General features: G+C 62.9%; 17 protein-coding genes. 11 read left to right on the top strand and 6 right to left on the bottom strand.

Annotated elements, in window-relative coordinates; translation table 11 throughout:
* Positions 1-45 precede the first annotated feature (45 nt).
* Positions 46-498 carry an SRPBCC domain-containing protein gene (locus tag ACIQH5_RS18905; RefSeq protein ID WP_353916470.1) on the top strand — a complete coding sequence of 151 codons (453 nt, stop codon included), beginning with the start codon at positions 46-48 and terminating at the stop codon, positions 496-498.
* Positions 499-605: 107 nt separating this feature from the next.
* Complete coding sequence (locus ACIQH5_RS18900) at positions 606-1,007, top strand: YccF domain-containing protein (protein ID WP_062068115.1); 402 nt, start codon at positions 606-608, stop codon at positions 1,005-1,007.
* 12 nt (positions 1,008-1,019) lie between these two features.
* Here the strand turns inward: ACIQH5_RS18900 and ACIQH5_RS18895 are convergent, their stop codons facing one another.
* Positions 1,020-2,681 (bottom strand): exo-alpha-sialidase, encoded by a 1,662-nt coding sequence (locus ACIQH5_RS18895; protein ID WP_400406407.1) that lies wholly within the window; start codon positions 2,679-2,681, stop codon positions 1,020-1,022.
* Positions 2,682-2,739: 58 nt separating this feature from the next.
* On the opposite strand from ACIQH5_RS18895, the gene ACIQH5_RS18890 reads away from it, so the two are divergent.
* On the top strand, positions 2,740-3,246 hold the full coding sequence (locus tag ACIQH5_RS18890) for a hypothetical protein (RefSeq protein WP_400406405.1): 507 nt from the start codon (positions 2,740-2,742) through the stop codon (positions 3,244-3,246).
* A 4-nt stretch (positions 3,247-3,250) separates the two neighbouring features.
* Here the strand turns inward: ACIQH5_RS18890 and ACIQH5_RS18885 are convergent, their stop codons facing one another.
* The 3 genes from ACIQH5_RS18885 to ACIQH5_RS18875 form a co-directional block, all read right to left on the bottom strand.
* Positions 3,251-4,015 carry a 2-phosphosulfolactate phosphatase gene (locus ACIQH5_RS18885; protein ID WP_400406402.1) on the bottom strand — a complete coding sequence of 255 codons (765 nt, stop codon included), beginning with the start codon at positions 4,013-4,015 and terminating at the stop codon, positions 3,251-3,253.
* Positions 4,012-4,881, bottom strand: coding sequence for a DUF4031 domain-containing protein (locus ACIQH5_RS18880; protein ID WP_400406400.1), 870 nt, complete (start codon positions 4,879-4,881; stop codon positions 4,012-4,014). The genes ACIQH5_RS18885 and ACIQH5_RS18880 overlap by 4 nt, the downstream gene beginning before the upstream one ends.
* A 129-nt stretch (positions 4,882-5,010) precedes the next feature.
* Entirely contained in the window at positions 5,011-6,345 is a 1,335-nt protein-coding gene (locus ACIQH5_RS18875; protein ID WP_400406398.1) for an FAD-binding oxidoreductase, read from the bottom strand.
* 271 nt (positions 6,346-6,616) lie between these two features.
* On the opposite strand from ACIQH5_RS18875, the gene ACIQH5_RS18870 reads away from it, so the two are divergent.
* The 4 genes from ACIQH5_RS18870 to ACIQH5_RS18855 are packed head-to-tail and all read left to right on the top strand — an operon-like array spanning position 6,617 to position 9,720.
* Positions 6,617-7,027 (top strand): molybdopterin-binding protein, encoded by a 411-nt coding sequence (locus ACIQH5_RS18870; protein WP_400406396.1) that lies wholly within the window; start codon positions 6,617-6,619, stop codon positions 7,025-7,027.
* Positions 7,024-7,830 (top strand): molybdate ABC transporter substrate-binding protein, encoded by an 807-nt coding sequence (gene modA / locus ACIQH5_RS18865; RefSeq protein WP_400406394.1) that lies wholly within the window; start codon positions 7,024-7,026, stop codon positions 7,828-7,830. The genes ACIQH5_RS18870 and modA overlap by 4 nt, the downstream gene beginning before the upstream one ends.
* Before the next feature lie 7 nt (positions 7,831-7,837).
* On the top strand, positions 7,838-8,656 hold the full coding sequence (locus ACIQH5_RS18860; RefSeq protein ID WP_400406392.1) for an ABC transporter permease: 819 nt from the start codon (positions 7,838-7,840) through the stop codon (positions 8,654-8,656).
* Complete coding sequence (locus tag ACIQH5_RS18855) at positions 8,653-9,720, top strand: sulfate/molybdate ABC transporter ATP-binding protein (RefSeq protein ID WP_400406389.1); 1,068 nt, start codon at positions 8,653-8,655, stop codon at positions 9,718-9,720. Before ACIQH5_RS18860 ends, ACIQH5_RS18855 begins: the two co-directional genes overlap by 4 nt.
* Before the next feature lie 15 nt (positions 9,721-9,735).
* Here the strand turns inward: ACIQH5_RS18855 and ACIQH5_RS18850 are convergent, their stop codons facing one another.
* Positions 9,736-10,353: an MSMEG_1061 family FMN-dependent PPOX-type flavoprotein gene (locus ACIQH5_RS18850; protein WP_400406387.1), complete on the bottom strand. Its 618-nt coding sequence runs from the start codon at positions 10,351-10,353 to the stop codon at positions 9,736-9,738.
* A 151-nt stretch (positions 10,354-10,504) separates the two neighbouring features.
* On the opposite strand from ACIQH5_RS18850, the gene clpB reads away from it, so the two are divergent.
* Entirely contained in the window at positions 10,505-13,162 is a 2,658-nt protein-coding gene (clpB, locus tag ACIQH5_RS18845) for an ATP-dependent chaperone ClpB (RefSeq protein ID WP_400406384.1), read from the top strand.
* Positions 13,163-13,171: 9 nt separating this feature from the next.
* Here the strand turns inward: clpB and ACIQH5_RS18840 are convergent, their stop codons facing one another.
* The gene (locus ACIQH5_RS18840) at positions 13,172-13,729 is read right to left on the bottom strand and encodes a septum formation family protein (protein ID WP_400406381.1); all 558 of its coding nucleotides are present in this window, start codon (positions 13,727-13,729) and stop codon (positions 13,172-13,174) included.
* A 591-nt stretch (positions 13,730-14,320) separates the two neighbouring features.
* Between ACIQH5_RS18840 and ACIQH5_RS18835 the strand changes: the two genes are divergently transcribed.
* The 3 genes from ACIQH5_RS18835 to ACIQH5_RS18825 all read left to right on the top strand — a co-directional run bounded on the left by ACIQH5_RS18835 (position 14,321) and on the right by ACIQH5_RS18825 (position 16,279).
* A complete protein-coding gene (locus ACIQH5_RS18835) occupies positions 14,321-14,545 on the top strand; it encodes a DUF3073 domain-containing protein (protein ID WP_011776148.1) in 225 nt (74 codons plus the stop codon).
* A gap of 184 nt (positions 14,546-14,729) precedes the next feature.
* A complete protein-coding gene (locus tag ACIQH5_RS18830) occupies positions 14,730-15,512 on the top strand; it encodes a VOC family protein (protein ID WP_400406378.1) in 783 nt (260 codons plus the stop codon).
* Positions 15,509-16,279, top strand: coding sequence for a VOC family protein (locus tag ACIQH5_RS18825; RefSeq protein WP_400406375.1), 771 nt, complete (start codon positions 15,509-15,511; stop codon positions 16,277-16,279). The genes ACIQH5_RS18830 and ACIQH5_RS18825 overlap by 4 nt, the downstream gene beginning before the upstream one ends.
* The last annotated feature ends 115 nt before the right edge of the window (positions 16,280-16,394 follow it).

Below are 16,394 nucleotides of genomic sequence, written 5' to 3'. Positions count from 1 at the left end.
ACTACTTGGATATCGAGCATCACCGACACCCCGGGAGTAATAGCAATGAGCACCGAACAGCACACCCTGACCATGAGCCGCGAATTCGATGCTCCCCGCGAGAAGGTTTTTGAAGCCTGGATGGAGCCGGACAAACTCACCCAGTGGTTCGGGCCCGTGGAAGTGGAGGCTCCCCGCGATCAGATCATCGTTGAGCCCCGGGTTGGCGGCGTGTGGCAGGTAGTCATGGTGTGGTCGGATGAGAACGGCGAGCAGTCGGCGCCCATCGAGGCCACCATCACCGAGCTCAACAGCCCGGCTCTCTTGGTGGCGCAGGCCAAAGCTGCTCCCGACGCTGATCACGAGTACGAGGAAATGCACCTCGAATTCGAGGACCTCAACGGACGCACCCGGATGAATCTCACCCAGGGGCCGTTTGCGTCCGAGGAGTGGGTAGAGATGACCCGCGACGGCTGGGGTACCTCGTTCGACAAGTTGGACGGCGTCCTGGCTGGCTGAGCCGATGCCCGATGCCGTGACACAGCAACACGCGCCGCTGGAAGTCAGGGAAGATTCAGGGCAGACCCCTAGGCTTTTTGTCGGGCCTGCAGGGGAGAATGAAGACTATGAAAACGCTCCTTAACATCATCTGGCTTGTCTTCGGTGGGTTCTGGCTGGCCCTGGGTTACTTCGCGGCAGGCATCATTTGCTGCGTGCTCATCGTCACCATCCCGTGGGGCATCGCTTCGTTCCGGATCGGTGCTTACTGCCTGTGGCCCTTCGGCCAAATGGTGGTTGAGAAGCCGGGCGGTTCCGGGGTGTTTGCGCTCCTGGGCAACGTGATTTGGCTTCTGGTTGCAGGCATCTGGATTGCGATCGGTCACGTGGTCACGGCTGTCGCCATGGCCATCACCATCATCGGAATCCCGCTGGCCATCGCCAACCTGAAACTGATCCCGGTATCGCTGATGCCCCTCGGTAAGCAGATTGTGCCCACCAGCCAGCCGTTCGTCAGCACCTACCGCTAAGAAGCGCCACCTCTAAGATGCAACAACAGCGCCGGTGAGCAGGTCGAACCGGAAGGTGCGCTCGGAACGCACCCTTCCGGCGTCGGCCTCTGCCGTGAAAGTGAGGTCCAGCGTTTTCCGGGCCAGATCGGTCTCGGTAATGGTGTACGTCGGGGTGAAGTACAGCGCGTGTTCGCCGGGCAGTAGGTCCGCTGGCGGGAAACTGTCAGGGTTGTTGTGCGGTCCGAGAAGTACGACGCCGGCAGCCGGCTCGGTGCCGCGGTTGCGGATGCGTCCGGTGAAGGCCAAGATGTCCCCGGCCTTGTAGCCAGCGATGATGGGGCCGTAGTTGAGGTCTTGGGCTTCGCGGGTGCCAAGGATCTGGTCACCGGCGTAGCCTTGGCCGATTTCCTTCCAGGTCTGCACATCCCATTCGCCGTCGCTGTTGGCCGGAATCACGTGGTAGTCACCCGCGTTTTGCCATTCCGTGGGCCTGCCCGGAGTGATGGACCGCAGCTCCATGTCGAAGACGAGCCCTGCGGTGTCCGAAGAGTCCTGAATCGCTGCAGCTTGGTGAAGCTGCCCCGTCAGTTGCCCGGCAGGGATCGAAGCGAACACGATCTCGCGGTACCCCTGACGCTCATAGAGCACCCCGATGTTCCCCTTCGGGAGCCGCGTAACGGTGGAGTAGGCCGAACTTCCCTCGCACAGCAACAGCTTGGCCGGCCAGGTGGCGCCGTTGTCGGGGGAGAGGCTCAGGACCGTGTTCCGACGAAGATGAGGGTCCTGATTGTTGCTGGCGATCAGCCACTTAGAGGTCTCAGGTGTCGCGTAAGAATCAACACTGGGAAGGCCGTCGAAACGCGCCACGGAGCCGTTGTCGCTGGGGTCGGGTAGTTCCGGGATGGGCTGCAACGGGCTCCATGTCTGCCCGCCGTCCTCGGACACTGCAGACAACCTGCACGGCGTTGCCCGCGAATGCACGAGCAGCCGGCCATCGTCCAAGCACACAACCTTGTTTTCATTGGGCCCAATGCCGCCGGGACCGGTTCCGATCATGTCTCCGAGGGACCAGGACTCGCCGTGGTCGTCGCTGTAGGCGGACGCAGCCATGATGGCTCCGTCTGCCAACAGCACATACTGTTGCACCAGCCGGCCCGCAAAAGGGCCGGTGTGTATCTGGATTCCCTGTCCAGCAGCGGCGAACAGGCCAGTGACGGAGTCGTGCTTGAGCTGTCCGGTGAGCCTGCGGTGTTGCCAGGTGTCGCCGTCGTCGTCTGAGAAGCTGACGTCCGCATGCTGCACGTCGTCCTCGGGCTCCAATCCGGTGACGGCTTCGAAGAAGCCCGCATGCGTGCCTGCGGCGTGGAACATGAAGATCCACCCGGTTTCCGTGTCAACCAGCAAGCTTGGATCACCGAAGCCGTGGAGCCCCGATCCCGTGCGCACAAGCTGCTGTGGCTCCCACGTAACTCCGTTGTCGTAGCTGCGGCGCAGGAGGAGATCTATGGGATTGGGGAGGTCGTCCAAGTTGGGCCGGCCATCGTAGGCAGCCAGCACAGTGCCCCGCGTACTGACGGCGAGGGCCGGGATGCGGTACTGGCGGTAGCCGCCCACGCCGCGTACAGCCAGGACATGCTCGACGTCAGGCACAGCCAGTGGGAGTTGAGGGGAATCCAGGAGGTAGGAGGTCACACCTCCATGGTAGCCTCGGCCGCAAAAGCCCAGAAACGTTGGCGAGTAATCTTGGCGAGTGACCACCAAAGCCCAGCCCAGCGCCCAGCACCGAGCCGAAGCACTCAAGGAGCGGGTCTATGTGACCTTCACCGGGCTGGCGGTTGTCCTCGCCCTGCAGTCGCACTCGGAGACACTCACTCCAGGGGAAGCCGCTTCGACGCTGGCCATCACAGTGGTGGGCACACTGCTGGCGGTGTTCGTGGCCGACTTCGTCTCGCACCTGGCCGTGCATGCGAAGACCCCGAGCCGTTCTGAGCTGGCGCATATGGCGAGGACCAGCTTCGGCGCTTTCGGGGCGATTGTTCTCCCCTTGATCTTTATCGCCGTCGCTGCCATGGGCCGGTGGAGCGTGGAAACCTCATTGCGCGCATCAACCGTCGCCCTGATTACTGCCCTGGTCCTCATCGGCTATCTGGCGGTTCGCCGGGTGAAGATGTCCTGGCGGAAGAAGGTGATTGTGCTCGGTGCGGAGTTCCTGCTGGGCTTGGCGGTGGTAGGACTGGAACTCCTCGCGCACGGCTGAAGGCCTAAGCCCCCTGAAAGGCCCCGTCCCGCAACAAAGCCACCGCATGGCTTGCGTCCAGCTCGGCGGCGATCTGGACGTCGTCCGCGAAGCCGGTGTCTATGAGTTCCCGCCCGCTGGAGCAGCCACGCAATACGTCGGTCAGCCGCGGTTCGGCGGCAACGAAAGCCGATGCCGCAGCCGCCGACTCCGGGGAGAAATTCTGCCGCCCGGCGGTTGCAAGTCCGGCGATGAATGCCCCCGCACCAACCTCATCCTCCAACGCCGGGCGGAGAGTGCCGTGAGCCCACTTCTCGCCGGCAGCAATAACCGCAATGACAGCATCTTTAGGCAACGCGGCGTGAACCCAGCTGGCCGTAGCGGCGGCGTTGCGCAGCGAGACGGCCACCACGTTTGGGGCAGATGCGGCAAGGTAATGGCTGATCGCGGAACCATTGGGGGACGGAAGAACCAGCCGGTCCAGAACCGACGCAGCCCGAAGACTCGAGGGGGAGAGGCTCAATCCGTCCGAACCCCGGTGCCCCGCAAGTGAGGCTCCGTGACGAGCGGCGAACTCGCTGGCAGCCGCATCCCGCCAAGGGTGCGGATAAACCACCGCACCGCGGTCCATGGCAACGCTGACGCACGTGGTGAATGACAAAACGTCAACCACCACCGCAAGGTCAGCTCCGGGCACCACCGCACGCGCGCCGTCGAGCCCCCATTCGAAGCGGATCGAGTACGGCAGCTGCCGTTGCGGTACACCGGGTTCGTCGAGCGAACCGCTCACCCGAGTTCGCCGGTGAGGTTCCGTCGCGCAGCCGTCAACCAGAGTGCCTTGGCGCGTTCGCTGTGGAACAGGGGATCCAGCCTCAGGAGGTCACGTACGACGGCGGCGCGCCCCTTAGCGAAGTCGTCGTCACTGACATGGGCGTAGTCTTCGCGGACGGCGGCACGATAGCGGGCATAGGACTGCTGGTCGCCGCCGAGCACGGAGAGGTCTGCGTCGCACAACATTGCACCCGCGTAGTCGCCTGTCTTTGGACTGTGAGTGGCGGTGAGGCGGACCAAGCGTGCCACTTCGGCCACCTCGTGCGGAGCCAAACCAGTGGACGTTAGCCTGTCCTCTGCCAAGCGAGCGGACTCTTCTTCGTCCTGCCCGGCCACTCCTTCATAGACGGCATCGTGAAACCATGCTGCCAGCAGAACGGTTCGGGCAGGCTGGTCCGGTTCGGCCAGCACATCCAAGGCCTCAAGGACTGCCAGGAGATGTGTCCGGCTGTGATACTTCCTGCGGTCCTCTCCCCAGCGCTCGAGGAGTTCAAGACCCAGCTCCTCGTGGCCGGGGTAGGTGGTGTTCCATCGTTCCATCAGAGGTACTGTCAAGGCCTTGCTCCGTTCACGAGCCGGGATGCGCAGTCCGCTGGCAATGAGCTTGCGGACCAGGATGCGGGCCTCCACAGGGATGGCCCCGGCTGAAACCAGGTGGCCGTATCGGCGTTCGGGGACGTCGTAGTGGTCTCCGTCGAAAGCTCGCTCGGGAATTCCGGCGGCGGCCGCGAACGCGTGCAACTCCTCCAGCGACGAGTCTGAGACCAGGTGCGAGAACACGGTTCCATGCGCTGGCCACAAGGGTGGATCGACGTAGATGGCCATTGCCAAAGTTTACCCATGTGATCCTTCCCAGTTGCCGGCCATCGGGACGTCTACCGCCGTGCTGCCGTCCCGGAAGTACAGGCTTCACTGCCCGCGCTGATCACGGCAACTGGGAAGGAGTGCAGAAACTCAGTGCTCAGCCGGGAGGATATTCTGGTTGCCGCGGAACACGTTGTCGGGATCGAATTCGCGCTTCACCAGGGACAACCGCCGGTAGTTCTGTTCGCCGTAGGCGGCCATGATCCGGTCCTGTCCTTCGTCACCGATGAAGTTCAACCACACGCCGCCCGTGGTGTGAGGGGCGATGTCTTGCCGAAACTGCTTGACCCAAGCCTTGGCTTCCTGCCCGCCCTCACGGGTCTCGGACAGGCCGAACGGGTGGCTGACCCACGAGGCTCCGCGGTGCTGCAACGGGGTGTTCGCCGCAGCGGGACCGCCTACAGCTCCGCCCCAACGAGCCACCAGCTGCTGCGAGTGTGGGCCGGGGAGGCGCTGTGCCGAGTCCACCAGGAGGTCCAGGGCAGCATCGGACAGTTCGTTGTGGTAGTCAGCGCTCCAGTAGTTGTAGAGGTCCGGAGGGTCATCGATCATGCATTGGAAGTCCGCGTATCCCATGGGTGAAACCAGGTCCACCGAGGGGCCGAGGTCCTTGAAGGGCTTGGCATGCTCCTCGCCGGCCTCAACATCGCCCGCGTAGATGTATGCCATCCCGACAGCGAGCTTGCCCACCATCTCTTCGGGGACGAACTCTTCCGGCGGGGCGGTGAGATACACCAATGCGGTTCCGACGGCGTCGGGCGCTTCCAGAGCGATCTGCCGGTAGGCGCGCGACAGATCCGGTGCGTCGTCCCCGGGGAAGAGCATGAGGCCGGCCACCACCGAAGGTCCGAGGTGGTGGAGTTGGAACGTCAAGGACGTCGCCACGCCAAAGTTTCCACCGCCTCCGTGGAGGGCCCAGAACAGCTCCGGATTCTCGTCCCGGCTGGCGGTCACGCGATCGCCGGAGGCGGTAACGAGGTCTACCGAGAGCAGGTTGTCGCACGCGAATCCGTACGATCGCTCCAGCCATCCAGAGCCGCCACCCAGAGTGAAGCCCGAAACTCCCGTGGTGGACGCGCGACCGCCTGTGACAGCCAGCCCATGTTGCTGGGTTGCGCGATCGAATTCGCCCCATGTGAGTCCGGCGCCCGCCGTGGCGGTTTTCGCCTCAGGGTCCACGCTGATGGACTTCATGGGCCGGACGTCGACTACCAGGCCGTCGTCGTTGGTGGACATGCCGGCCACCGAGTGCCCGCCAGATCGCACTGCAACGTCCAGATTGTGGTTGTGCGCGTAGCTCAACGCCTCGGCTACCTCGCCGGGATCGGAGCACTTGGCGATGACGGCCGGCCTGCGGTCGATCATCGCATTGAAGAGTTTTCGGGCTTCGTCATAGTCCGGGTTGTCCGGACGAATCCATTCCATGGGACGTTCCTTCGAATATGAAACTCTCCCCTAGAACAGGGTACGGCTGCGGCTTCCCGGCGGCTAGAGGACGACGACGGCGGCGCACCACTTTCCGCCAGGCGCACCAGAGGTTACGGGTGCGTCGTGCGGGACCGGGTGCGATGGGAACGCCAAAGGGGCGCAGACGGCGGTAAAGGGTGCGGACGCAGGCACCCCGCCCACAAAGTCATATTTCGTTTGCGGACTATTTGAGAACATTGATCCGCAAATACGGAACTATGATGCATTCATGCCGCACATACGAATTTCCGAAGCCGCCCGTTTCCTCGGTGTCAGCGACGACACCGTGAGGCGCTGGACGGAGAATGGGACGCTGACGGCCCTTAAGGATTCAGCCGGGCGCCTCGCAGTGGACGGGTTGGAACTCGCCACGCTGGCCCGCGATCAGTCCCACCTTCCGGATGATCCCTCCCGGGCGGGAAGCTCAGCACGCAACCGCTTCGTGGGCCTGGTCACTGGAATCACCGCGGACAAGGTCATGGCCCAGGTGGAGCTGCAGTGCGGCCCGTTCCGGGTGGTCTCGCTGATGAGCAGCGAAGCTGTCCGGGAGCTCGGGCTGGAACTGGGCTCGGTTGCCACCGCCGTAGTGAAGGCCACCACCGTCATCATCGAAACACCCCAGGGAAAGAGCATCATATGAGGACCCTCCAGCTGAAGAAGAGCTTCCTGGCCGTGGCGGTCGCGGTGGGATTGACCAGTGCCCTCGCGGCCTGCGGCGCCTCGGCACCGGCCGCAACGCCGTCGGGCGACAGCAGCACGTCCCCCTTGAGCGGAACAGTGACTGTCTTCGCCGCCGCCTCCCTCAAAGCCACGTTCACGCAGCTGGCCAAGGATTTCGAGGCGAAGAACCCCGGAACCAAGGTGACACTGAGCTTCGCCGGTTCCTCGGACCTGGTGACGCAGATCAGCCAAGGCGCCCCCGCCGATGTTTTCGCTTCGGCGGACACCAAGAACATGACAAAGCTCGCCGATGCCAAGCTGCTGGACGGTACCGCAACGAACATTGCCAGGAACGTCCTGGAGATCGCTGTCCCACCCAGCAACCCGGCGTCGATCTCGTCCTTGGCTGATCTGGCCAAGCCAGGCGTCAAAGTGGTGACGTGCGCCAGCCAGGTTCCCTGCGGCGCGGCAACGGACACGGTGGAGAAGGCCAGCGGCATCACGTTGAACCCTGTCAGTGAAGAATCGTCAGTCACCGATGTCCTGGGCAAGGTCACCTCGGGCGAGGCTGACGCCGGCCTGGTGTACGTCACGGACGTGAAGGGGGCCGGCGACAAGGTCAAGGGCATAGCGTTCCCGGAATCGGAAAAGGCCGTCAACACCTACCCGATCGCCACGGTAAGCTCCAGCAAGAACAAGGAACTTGCTGCCGCGTTCATTGAGAGTGTTACCAGTGAAGCAGGCAAGAAGGTCCTCAGCGACGCCGGATTTGGCGCACCGTAGGAAGTCCATGAACAGACAAAGCGCGTCCGGCTACCACGGCATCCCTCGATGGGTCTATGCCGTGGCGGCCGTGGGTGGGCTCTTGGTGGTCCTTCCACTGGTGGCGATGGTGGCCAAGGTCAACTGGCCGCAGTTCATTCCGCTCATCACTTCGGATTCCTCCGTGGCCGCGCTGGGTCTGAGTTTGAGGACCTCCGCAGCCAGCACAGTGCTCTGCATAGTGCTGGGTGTTCCCCTGGCGTTGGTCCTGGCGCGTGGTGAGTTTCCGGGACAGCGATTACTGAGGGCTTTCGTGCTGTTGCCGCTGGTGCTGCCGCCGGTGGTAGGGGGCATTGCGCTGCTGTACACGTTCGGGCGGCAGGGCCTTCTCGGCAAGTCCTTGGAGCTGGCCGGTATCCAGATCGCGTTCTCCACTACCGCAGTTGTATTGGCTCAAACGTTCGTCGCTTTGCCGTTCCTGGTGGTCAGCCTGGAAGGCGCGCTCCGTTCGGCGGGAAGTAAGTACGAGGCTGTCGCGGCTACCTTGGGCGCTCGGCCCACCACCGTTCTTCGTCGGGTGACGCTGCCGGTGGTTTTGCCCGGGCTTGCGTCCGGAGCAGTGTTGTCCTTCGCGCGCAGCTTGGGCGAGTTCGGCGCTACCTTGACCTTTGCCGGCAGTTTGGAGGGCATTACCCGCACCCTGCCGCTGGAAATCTACTTGCAGCGCGAGACCGACGCTGATGCCGCCGTCGCGCTTTCCTTGGTGCTCGTGGCGGTAGCCGTTGCGGTAGTGGGGCTCAGCTACGGGCGCCGACGAAGCAGCAGTCCTGTGGAGGTGCGGCCATGACTTTTGAGCTGCAAGCCAGCCTTAGCGCCAGAAATTTCGAGATGTCCCTCAGCCTCAAAGATGGCGAAACCGTGGCCATCCTCGGTCCCAACGGTGCTGGCAAATCCACTCTGCTGGGGGTGATCTCAGGACTGTTGCGGCCGGATTCCGGCTCGGCGCGAATCGGCGACAAAGAGCTGTTCACGCTCGACGGCGGCACCAACTTTTGGAGCCCGCCTCACCTCCGGGGGACTGCGCTTCTGGCCCAGGAAGCGCTCTTGTTTCCGCATCTGAATGCCGTGGATAACGTGGCATTCGGGCCACGGAGTGCGGGTGCATCCAAGGCTGCGGCGCGGGAAACGGCACGGCACTGGCTTGCCGAAGTTGATGCCCTGTCCTTGGCGGATCGGAAGCCGTCTCAGCTGTCCGGCGGGCAGGCTCAACGAGTTGCCGTGGCACGCGCTTTGGCAGCTGAGCCCGAGCTCCTCCTGCTCGATGAACCCATGGCCGCTCTGGACATCCACGCAGCGCCCTTGCTCCGACGTGTGCTCAAGCGGGTCCTCGAAGGCCGCAAAGCCATCATCGTCACGCACGACGTCCTGGACGCCTACATGCTCGCCGATCGTGTGATGGTGGTGGAGAAGGGCCGCATTGTGGAAGAAGGCCCAACCCGGGATGTCCTCGAGCGGCCCAGAAGCCACTTCGCTGCCGGCCTCGCTGGGCTGAACCTTGTCACCGGCACCATCACCGGGGACGGAATAACGACGCCGGATGGCCGGGTTTTCGCCGGTCAGCACGATTCCGGCTGGTCACCTTCGCCTGGCCAGGCAGGCGTGGCAGCGTTCCCGCCGTCGAGCGTTTCCGTTTTCCTGGGTGACGTCCACGGAAGCCCCCGCAATTCGTTTCCCGTGACCATCACGGACTTGGAACCGTACGGGGATCAGATCCGCGTCCGCGCGGGAGACTCGGCCCAAGCCTTGTCCGCGGACATCACCCCCGCTGCATCCGCCGATCTGGGGCTGGTTCCGGGCATGCAGGTGCGGTTCGTGGTCAAATCCGCGCTGGTGTCTGTTTACCCGGCCTGAGGTTGAGGAGCGGTGTTAGTCCCGGTACATCTGTTCTGCGTACGACGGCCCGTAATAGGTCTCGAGCTCTTCCAGTGGCGTCTCGGGCTGGGTGTAAGTCTTTGCGAGGGCCGCGATGCTCGGCAGACCGTCAGTGTCCCAGGTTTCGGGCTGCCACAGCCCGCTCCGCATGAACGCTTTGCCGCAGTGCGTGAACACTTCCTCCACAGAAACCACGACGGCGGCGCGCGGCCTGTGTCCCTTGACCACCATGAGGTCAAAGAAGTCGGCGTCCCGGACGATTTGCGCCCTCCCGTTGATCCGCAAGGTGTCGGTGCGGCCCGGGACAACAGACAGGATGCCGACGTTCGGGTTTTCCAGGATGTTGTGGAAGCCGAACACCAGTTTGTTGCCTGGGCGTTCCGGGATGGCGATGGTGTGGCGGTCAAGGACCTGGATAAATCCGGCAGGATCTCCCTTGGGCGAGGCGTCCACGCGGCCCTGTGCATCGGTTGTCGAGATGACGCAGAAGGGGCTGGCAGCGAGCCATTGCGTGTCGAAATCACTCAGGGATGTACGCACTTTCTTCCTGGTGCGGTCGAGGGGCAATCCGATGAGTTCTTCGAGTTCTTCTGCGGTTGAAATGGTCTCCATTGACCCAGCCTACTTTCCCCTGATTTCGGCGGGCTCTGGACTCTGGTTTCGCCGTGGGCAAACATTGAACCCAATGGACCCAAATGCAAAGTTGAGCGTAGTAGACTCAACTTTGTAATCACTAGGCATCACTCCAGAAAGGGAGCACTCTTTGGACGTCAAATTCACCACCAAAAGCCAGGAGGCCCTTTCTGCGGCCGCCATGAACGCCTCCACTGCCGGTAACCCGCAGCTCGAGCCAGCGCACCTGTTGAAGGCCCTGATGGACCAGCGGGAGGGCGTTGCTGTTGCCCTGCTGCGTGCTACCGGCGCTGATCCGGATGCGGTGAGCGTGCAGGCCAGCTCGGCCATCAAGGCCCTGCCGTCATCCTCAGGAAGCTCGGTCCAGCAAGCACAGCTGTCCCGCCAGTCCATGCAAGCCATCCAGGCCGCCCAGAACGAGGCCGACAAACTTGGCGACTCCTTCGTCTCCACCGAGCACCTGCTGCTGGGCCTCTCAGCCGGAAGCGACGCCGTCGGAAAGTTAATGCGCGACGCCGGTGCCTCCCATGAGGCGCTGCTCGCCGCCCTGCCGGGTGTCCGGGGCGACAGGAACGTCAACTCGCCGGATCCGGAGAACACCTTCCAGGCCTTGGAGAAGTTCGGTACGGACCTCACGGCCGTGGCCCGTTCCGGCAAACTGGATCCCGTCATCGGGCGCGACAGCGAAATTCGACGCGTCGTCCAGGTCCTGAGCCGCCGCACCAAGAACAACCCCGTGTTGATCGGCGAGCCCGGCGTTGGCAAGACTGCAGTCGTCGAAGGCCTCGCCCAGCGCATGGTGGCCGGCGACGTTCCGGAGAGCCTGCGCGGCAAAACGCTGATCGCCCTGGACCTCGCTTCCATGGTGGCTGGGGCCAAGTACCGCGGAGAGTTCGAGGAACGCCTGAAGGCTGTGCTGGAGGAAATCAAGAATTCCAACGGGCAGATTGTCACGTTCATTGACGAAATCCACACGGTAGTGGGTGCCGGTGCCACGGGTGAAAGCGCCATGGATGCCGGAAACATGCTCAAGCCCATGCTGGCCCGCGGCGAGCTGCGCCTGATTGGTGCCACCACTTTGGATGAGTACCGCGAGAACATCGAGAAGGACCCTGCCCTGGAGCGCCGCTTCCAGCAGGTCTACGTTGGCGAGCCCAGCGTTGAGGACACCATCGGCATTCTTCGTGGTTTGAAGGAGCGCTACGAGGCGCACCACAAGGTGGCTATTGCCGACTCAGCGTTGGTGGCAGCCGCAACGCTGTCCAACCGGTACATCTCTGGCAGGCAGCTTCCGGACAAGGCAATCGACCTCGTTGATGAGGCCGCGTCCAGGCTTCGCATGGAGATCGATTCCGCACCGGAGGAGATCGACCAGCTTCGCCGTGCCGTGGACCGTCTGACAATGGAAGAACTGGCCCTCCAGGGTGAGACCGATCCTGCCTCGGTGGAACGGTTGGCAGCGCTGCGTGCGGACAAAGCCGATAAGAACGAAGAACTGGGTGCTTTGAATGCGCGATGGGAAGCCGAGAAGGCCGGGCTCAACCGGGTTGGTGATCTCAAAGCGAAGATCGACGAACTGCGTTCCGTCGCGGATAAGGCCCAGCGCGAAGGCGACCTCGAATCGGCGTCGCGGATCCTTTACGGAGAGCTGCCTGCCCTCGAACGGGAGCTGAGCGCCGCTGCTGAGGAGGAGTCGGCCCGGAGCGATTCAAAACCTGAACTGATGGTTGCCGAGGACGTGACTGCGGACGACATCGCTGAAGTCATTTCGGCGTGGACGGGGATCCCGGCCGGTCGCATGCTCCAAGGTGAGTCGCAGAAACTGCTGCACATGGAAGAGGAACTCGGCAAGCGACTCATCGGACAGACCAAAGCCGTCCAAGCTGTGTCCGACGCCGTGCGCCGTGCCCGTGCCGGCATCAGCGACCCCAACCGTCCTACAGGTTCCTTCCTGTTCCTTGGGCCCACTGGCGTAGGTAAGACCGAGCTGGCCAAGGCACTCGCGGACTTCCTCTTTGACGACGAACGCGCCATGATCCGGATCGACATGTCCGAGTACAGCGAAAAGCACTCGGTGGCGCGCCTGGTGGGTGCCCCTCCGGGATATGTCGGCTACGAGGAAGGTGGCCAGCTGACCGAGGCTGTCCGCCGCAGGCCGTACTCCGTAGTGCTGCTGGACGAGGTGGAAAAGGCCCACCCGGAAGTTTTCGACATCCTCCTGCAGGTCCTCGACGACGGACGCCTCACCGACGGCCAAGGCCGCACCGTGGACTTCCGCAACACCATCCTGGTGCTGACGTCCAACTCCGGCAGCCAGTTCCTGGTGGACCCGACCATGGATGCCAAGGCGAAACGTGAAGCTGTCATGGCTGTGGTCCAGGCATCCTTCAAGCCGGAGTTCCTGAACCGCCTGGACGAGATCGTGCTGTTTGATCCGCTGTCCGTGGAGGAACTGGCCCGGATTGTTGAGCTGCATGTGGCCGAGTTGGGCAACCGGCTCCGTGAACGCCGCCTGAGCCTGGAAGTCTCCGATGGCGCACGTGCGTGGCTGGCCATGTCCGGCTTTGACCCCGCCTACGGTGCACGGCCACTGCGCAGGCTGGTTCAGCGGGAAATCGGAGACCGCCTCGCCAAGGAGATTCTTGCAGGCGAAATCAGCGACGGCGACACCGTGCTGGTGGACACCGCCGCTGACCTGGACGAACTCACCGTTGAGGGCTTCGAAGCGCTGACGGGTCCCGACGGCGGCGCCCCCGCAGGGACGGGCCTCACGGTTCGCAGGAAGTAGTGTTTTAGGCTACTTCCTGAGGAGATCCTCCGTGATGGTGTTGCCTGAATCCACCACGATGAAGCAATCAACGCGGCGGTCGCCCCGGTCCCAACTAGTGGTGCTCGGGTAAACGTTCTGCTGGAGCAGTATGTAGTTGTCCGCCGCCTCGTTGAGCTTCACGTCCTTGCAAACCTCGCGCCCTTTATCCCTCAGCGCGTTGGTTCCGGGGAAGGACTCATCAGCCGCGTAGCTGAAAACGGCGCCCAGTTGGGCCGAATGTTCGGTATCGCAGGCTACGGCTCTGGCTTTTGAGGAGTTTGCGTCAAAGCTTTCAAAGCAGTCGCCCACCTGGAAGTCCTTGGCCTCTGCGTCGCGGGGGAGCGGTCCGGCCGAGGGAACTGCACTGGGCGAAGATACCGCAGCTTCGGGACGCGTTCCCAGCAGGCTGAGCAGGACCCAAATGACAACACCAATAAGCACCAGCACGCCAACGACGATTCCGCCGATGACCCACCGCTGCCGCTTGACGGGATCCCCGTGAGGTTCGGGCTGCTCAGTCGGACGCTGAGGCCACTCCTGGCCCACATACGGCTGCTGGCCTACGTACGGTTGTTGGCCTACATAAGGTTGCTGTCCCGCGTAGGGCTGCTGCCCCGCATATGGTTGCGTTCCTGCGTATATGGGTGCATGGGCTGTGTCACTTGACTCCGCATCCTTGGGAGGCAAGGCGGGGTCGGGCTGTTCAGCCGGGTTGGGCACAAAGTCAGGGTCGAGCTCGGGGGCGGGATCCGGCTGCAGGCCTGATGGCGGCGTCCAAGGAGCTGCCGGTGGTTGTTGACCCGGTGGTGGCGGAGTTTGGGGCGCGGAAGGTTCTCCATCCTCGCCTTTATCGCGTGGTGAACCATCGCGGGGTGAAGTATTGTCCTGGCTCATATTCCGGGGTGTGCCTTCCTGCTGTGGAGCCGCATTGAGGCAGACTCTACCCAATTTTCGCGTCTCTTGGAGGTGCAACGGCGTGGTTTCGGCTGTCGTCGGCCCGGACGCGGCGCTGAGGTGGCGCGCAGGCACCCCCGAAAGCATGTAATCTAGACATACGACAAATTGACCAAACATTCCGGGGCCTCACCGATAGCCAAGGTGACCACCTCCGGTCCAAGTACAAAAGGGGGTCACGCCATGGGGCGCGGCCGTCAAAAGGCAAAAGCTACCAAGCAGGCTCGGGACATTAAGTACTACTCCCCGAACACTGACTATTCGGCACTTGAGCGGGAGCTCACGGGTCCGTCCAGTCGTGTAAAGAGCCACTTCCCCGACGATCCCCCGGAGCCGGACTATTCGGCCTACGAGGATAAGTACGCGGAAGATGACGACGACGAGGTTGACACCCGCCGGATCGGATAGCTGTCGCAACCAACAGGTGCCTTCGGCACTGAGTTGCGGACCGCCGTCGTACATTACGGTCATCGCGCATTTTCGAATGCCGTATTTCTTTTGAAAAGGGCCCTCAGGCCACGCCGTTCATTGGCGTACCCTGGGGGTCCTTTTGTGCGTAGGCTGGAGTTCGAGCGCATCGAAAGGGTAATCCATGCCGGAGGTCCAGAGTTATCAGCAGGGAACACCGTGTTGGGTGGACCTGTCCTCCACCGACATTGATGTTTCCAAGAAGTTTTACAGCGACCTCTTCGGATGGGAGCTGGACGCCATGGCCGCCGGAAATGGCATGACCTATTACATGGCCAAACTCCACGGCCGCTACGTGGCCGGCATGATGCAGCAACAGCCTGATGCCCCCGAAGGAATGCCCTCCTACTGGGCCAACTACATTGCGGTGGACTCTGCCGACGAAGCCGCACGTCGGGTTGAGGCTGCGGGTGGGACCCTTCTCTTCCCGCCCGACTCAGTTCCTAACGGCAGTGGACGTATGTTCTTCGCCACAGACCCCACCGGCGCTCAAATCGGTTTCTGGGAAGCCGGCAAACATCCCGGTTCTGGCCTGGTGAACGAGCCGGGAACCATGATTTGGAATGAACTGCAGACAAATGACGTCCCCAAAGCCGTAGCGTTCTATGAAGCCGTGACCGGGTGCAGCAGCGAAACCGAGCCGGCCGGTGAGCTGCAGGAGTACACGAGCCTGCTAGTGGATGGGAGACGCGTTGCAGGGGCGCTCACGTTGCCCATTGAGGGGTTGTCGCCGTTCTGGATGACGTACTTCAACGTGGTGGATATTGACGCCACGGTTGAGCAGGCCGTTGAGTTGGGGAGCCATGTGATCGCCCCCGCGTTCGACGTGCCGGGAGTGGGAAGAATGGCAGTCCTGATGGACCCGGCGGGCGCGGCCTTCAGCATCATGACAGGACTGGCAGCATGACGGCCCGCAAGCACTACGCCAGTGGTGAGCCGTGCTGGGCCGACCTTCAGACGAGGGACGTCGCCGCGGCAAAAACCTTCTATGGCGAGGTTTTCGGGTGGACCTTCAAGGACCTGCCCACCCCGGACGGCCGCAGCTATGCGCAGGCGTTCGTCAGGGATCAGCTGGTGGCCGTCATTGCCCCGCAGAATCCCCAGCAGGAGGCCGCGGGAACACACGGCCAGTGGAACATCTACCTATCGGCCACTGACACTGAAGAAATTGCCGAGGACGCGGTCCATGCGGGCGGGAAGCTCCAGTTCGGCCCAGAGGCCGTTGCGGACACGGGCGTGCTGGCGTTCATTGAACCTCCGGGCGGCGGAACCACCGGCATCTGGCAAGCCGGAACTCACACGGGCAGTCATTTATTCAACGAGCACGGAGCCTTGGCGTGGACCGAACTGTTGACGCCTGAGCCGCAGGCCGCCGTCGCGTTTTTCCAGCAGCTTTTCAGGCATGAGGTCACCGAATATCCCCAGGACGACGGCGGCAGCTACAGCACGCTGATGGTCAACGGTGACGAGGTGGCTGGCGTTGTTCCGGCCGACGAGGGCGATGACGCTGGCTGGCAGATTTACTTCGGCGTGGCGGATCTGCGCAAAGCCGTGGAAGCAGCAGTTGCCGCGGGAGGAGAGCTTCTGGTGGAACCGGAGGACAAACCCGAAACGGGCTCCCTCGCTACCATCCAGGATCCGCAGGGCGGGGTCTTGAGCCTGATCCAGGTCTAGGAACCCAACTAAGTAGCAGATCAGGTCGTTCTGAGCGCGCTGAATCATGCGGTGATCGCAACACCTGAATATTGAAGGGTGTCGATTGCCATGGTGAAGTTCACGAATCGTTTGG

This window comes from Paenarthrobacter sp. NPDC091711 (assembly GCF_044756605.1).
Classification (GTDB): Bacteria; Actinomycetota; Actinomycetes; order Actinomycetales; family Micrococcaceae; genus Arthrobacter.
The sequence above is the reverse complement of the archived record's forward strand: the minus strand, read 5'-3'. Positions and strand labels throughout refer to the sequence as shown.

What these genes read in the sequence shown, in the direction of transcription:
- ACIQH5_RS18905 (WP_353916470.1), top strand. Translation starts at nt 46, where the DNA reads ATGAGCACCGAACAGCACACCCTGACCATGAGCCGCGAATTCGATGCT.
- ACIQH5_RS18900 (WP_062068115.1), top strand. Translation starts at nt 606, where the DNA reads ATGAAAACGCTCCTTAACATCATCTGGCTTGTCTTCGGTGGGTTCTGG.
- ACIQH5_RS18880 (WP_400406400.1), bottom strand. Translation starts at nt 4,881, where the DNA reads ATGGCCATCTACGTCGATCCACCCTTGTGGCCAGCGCATGGAACCGTG.
- ACIQH5_RS18875 (WP_400406398.1), bottom strand. Translation starts at nt 6,345, where the DNA reads ATGGAATGGATTCGTCCGGACAACCCGGACTATGACGAAGCCCGAAAA.
- ACIQH5_RS18870 (WP_400406396.1), top strand. Translation starts at nt 6,617, where the DNA reads ATGCCGCACATACGAATTTCCGAAGCCGCCCGTTTCCTCGGTGTCAGC.
- modA (WP_400406394.1), top strand. Translation starts at nt 7,024, where the DNA reads ATGAGGACCCTCCAGCTGAAGAAGAGCTTCCTGGCCGTGGCGGTCGCG.
- ACIQH5_RS18860 (WP_400406392.1), top strand. Translation starts at nt 7,838, where the DNA reads ATGAACAGACAAAGCGCGTCCGGCTACCACGGCATCCCTCGATGGGTC.
- ACIQH5_RS18855 (WP_400406389.1), top strand. Translation starts at nt 8,653, where the DNA reads ATGACTTTTGAGCTGCAAGCCAGCCTTAGCGCCAGAAATTTCGAGATG.
- ACIQH5_RS18850 (WP_400406387.1), bottom strand. Translation starts at nt 10,353, where the DNA reads ATGGAGACCATTTCAACCGCAGAAGAACTCGAAGAACTCATCGGATTG.
- ACIQH5_RS18835 (WP_011776148.1), top strand. Translation starts at nt 14,321, where the DNA reads ATGGGGCGCGGCCGTCAAAAGGCAAAAGCTACCAAGCAGGCTCGGGAC.
- ACIQH5_RS18830 (WP_400406378.1), top strand. Translation starts at nt 14,730, where the DNA reads ATGCCGGAGGTCCAGAGTTATCAGCAGGGAACACCGTGTTGGGTGGAC.
- ACIQH5_RS18825 (WP_400406375.1), top strand. Translation starts at nt 15,509, where the DNA reads ATGACGGCCCGCAAGCACTACGCCAGTGGTGAGCCGTGCTGGGCCGAC.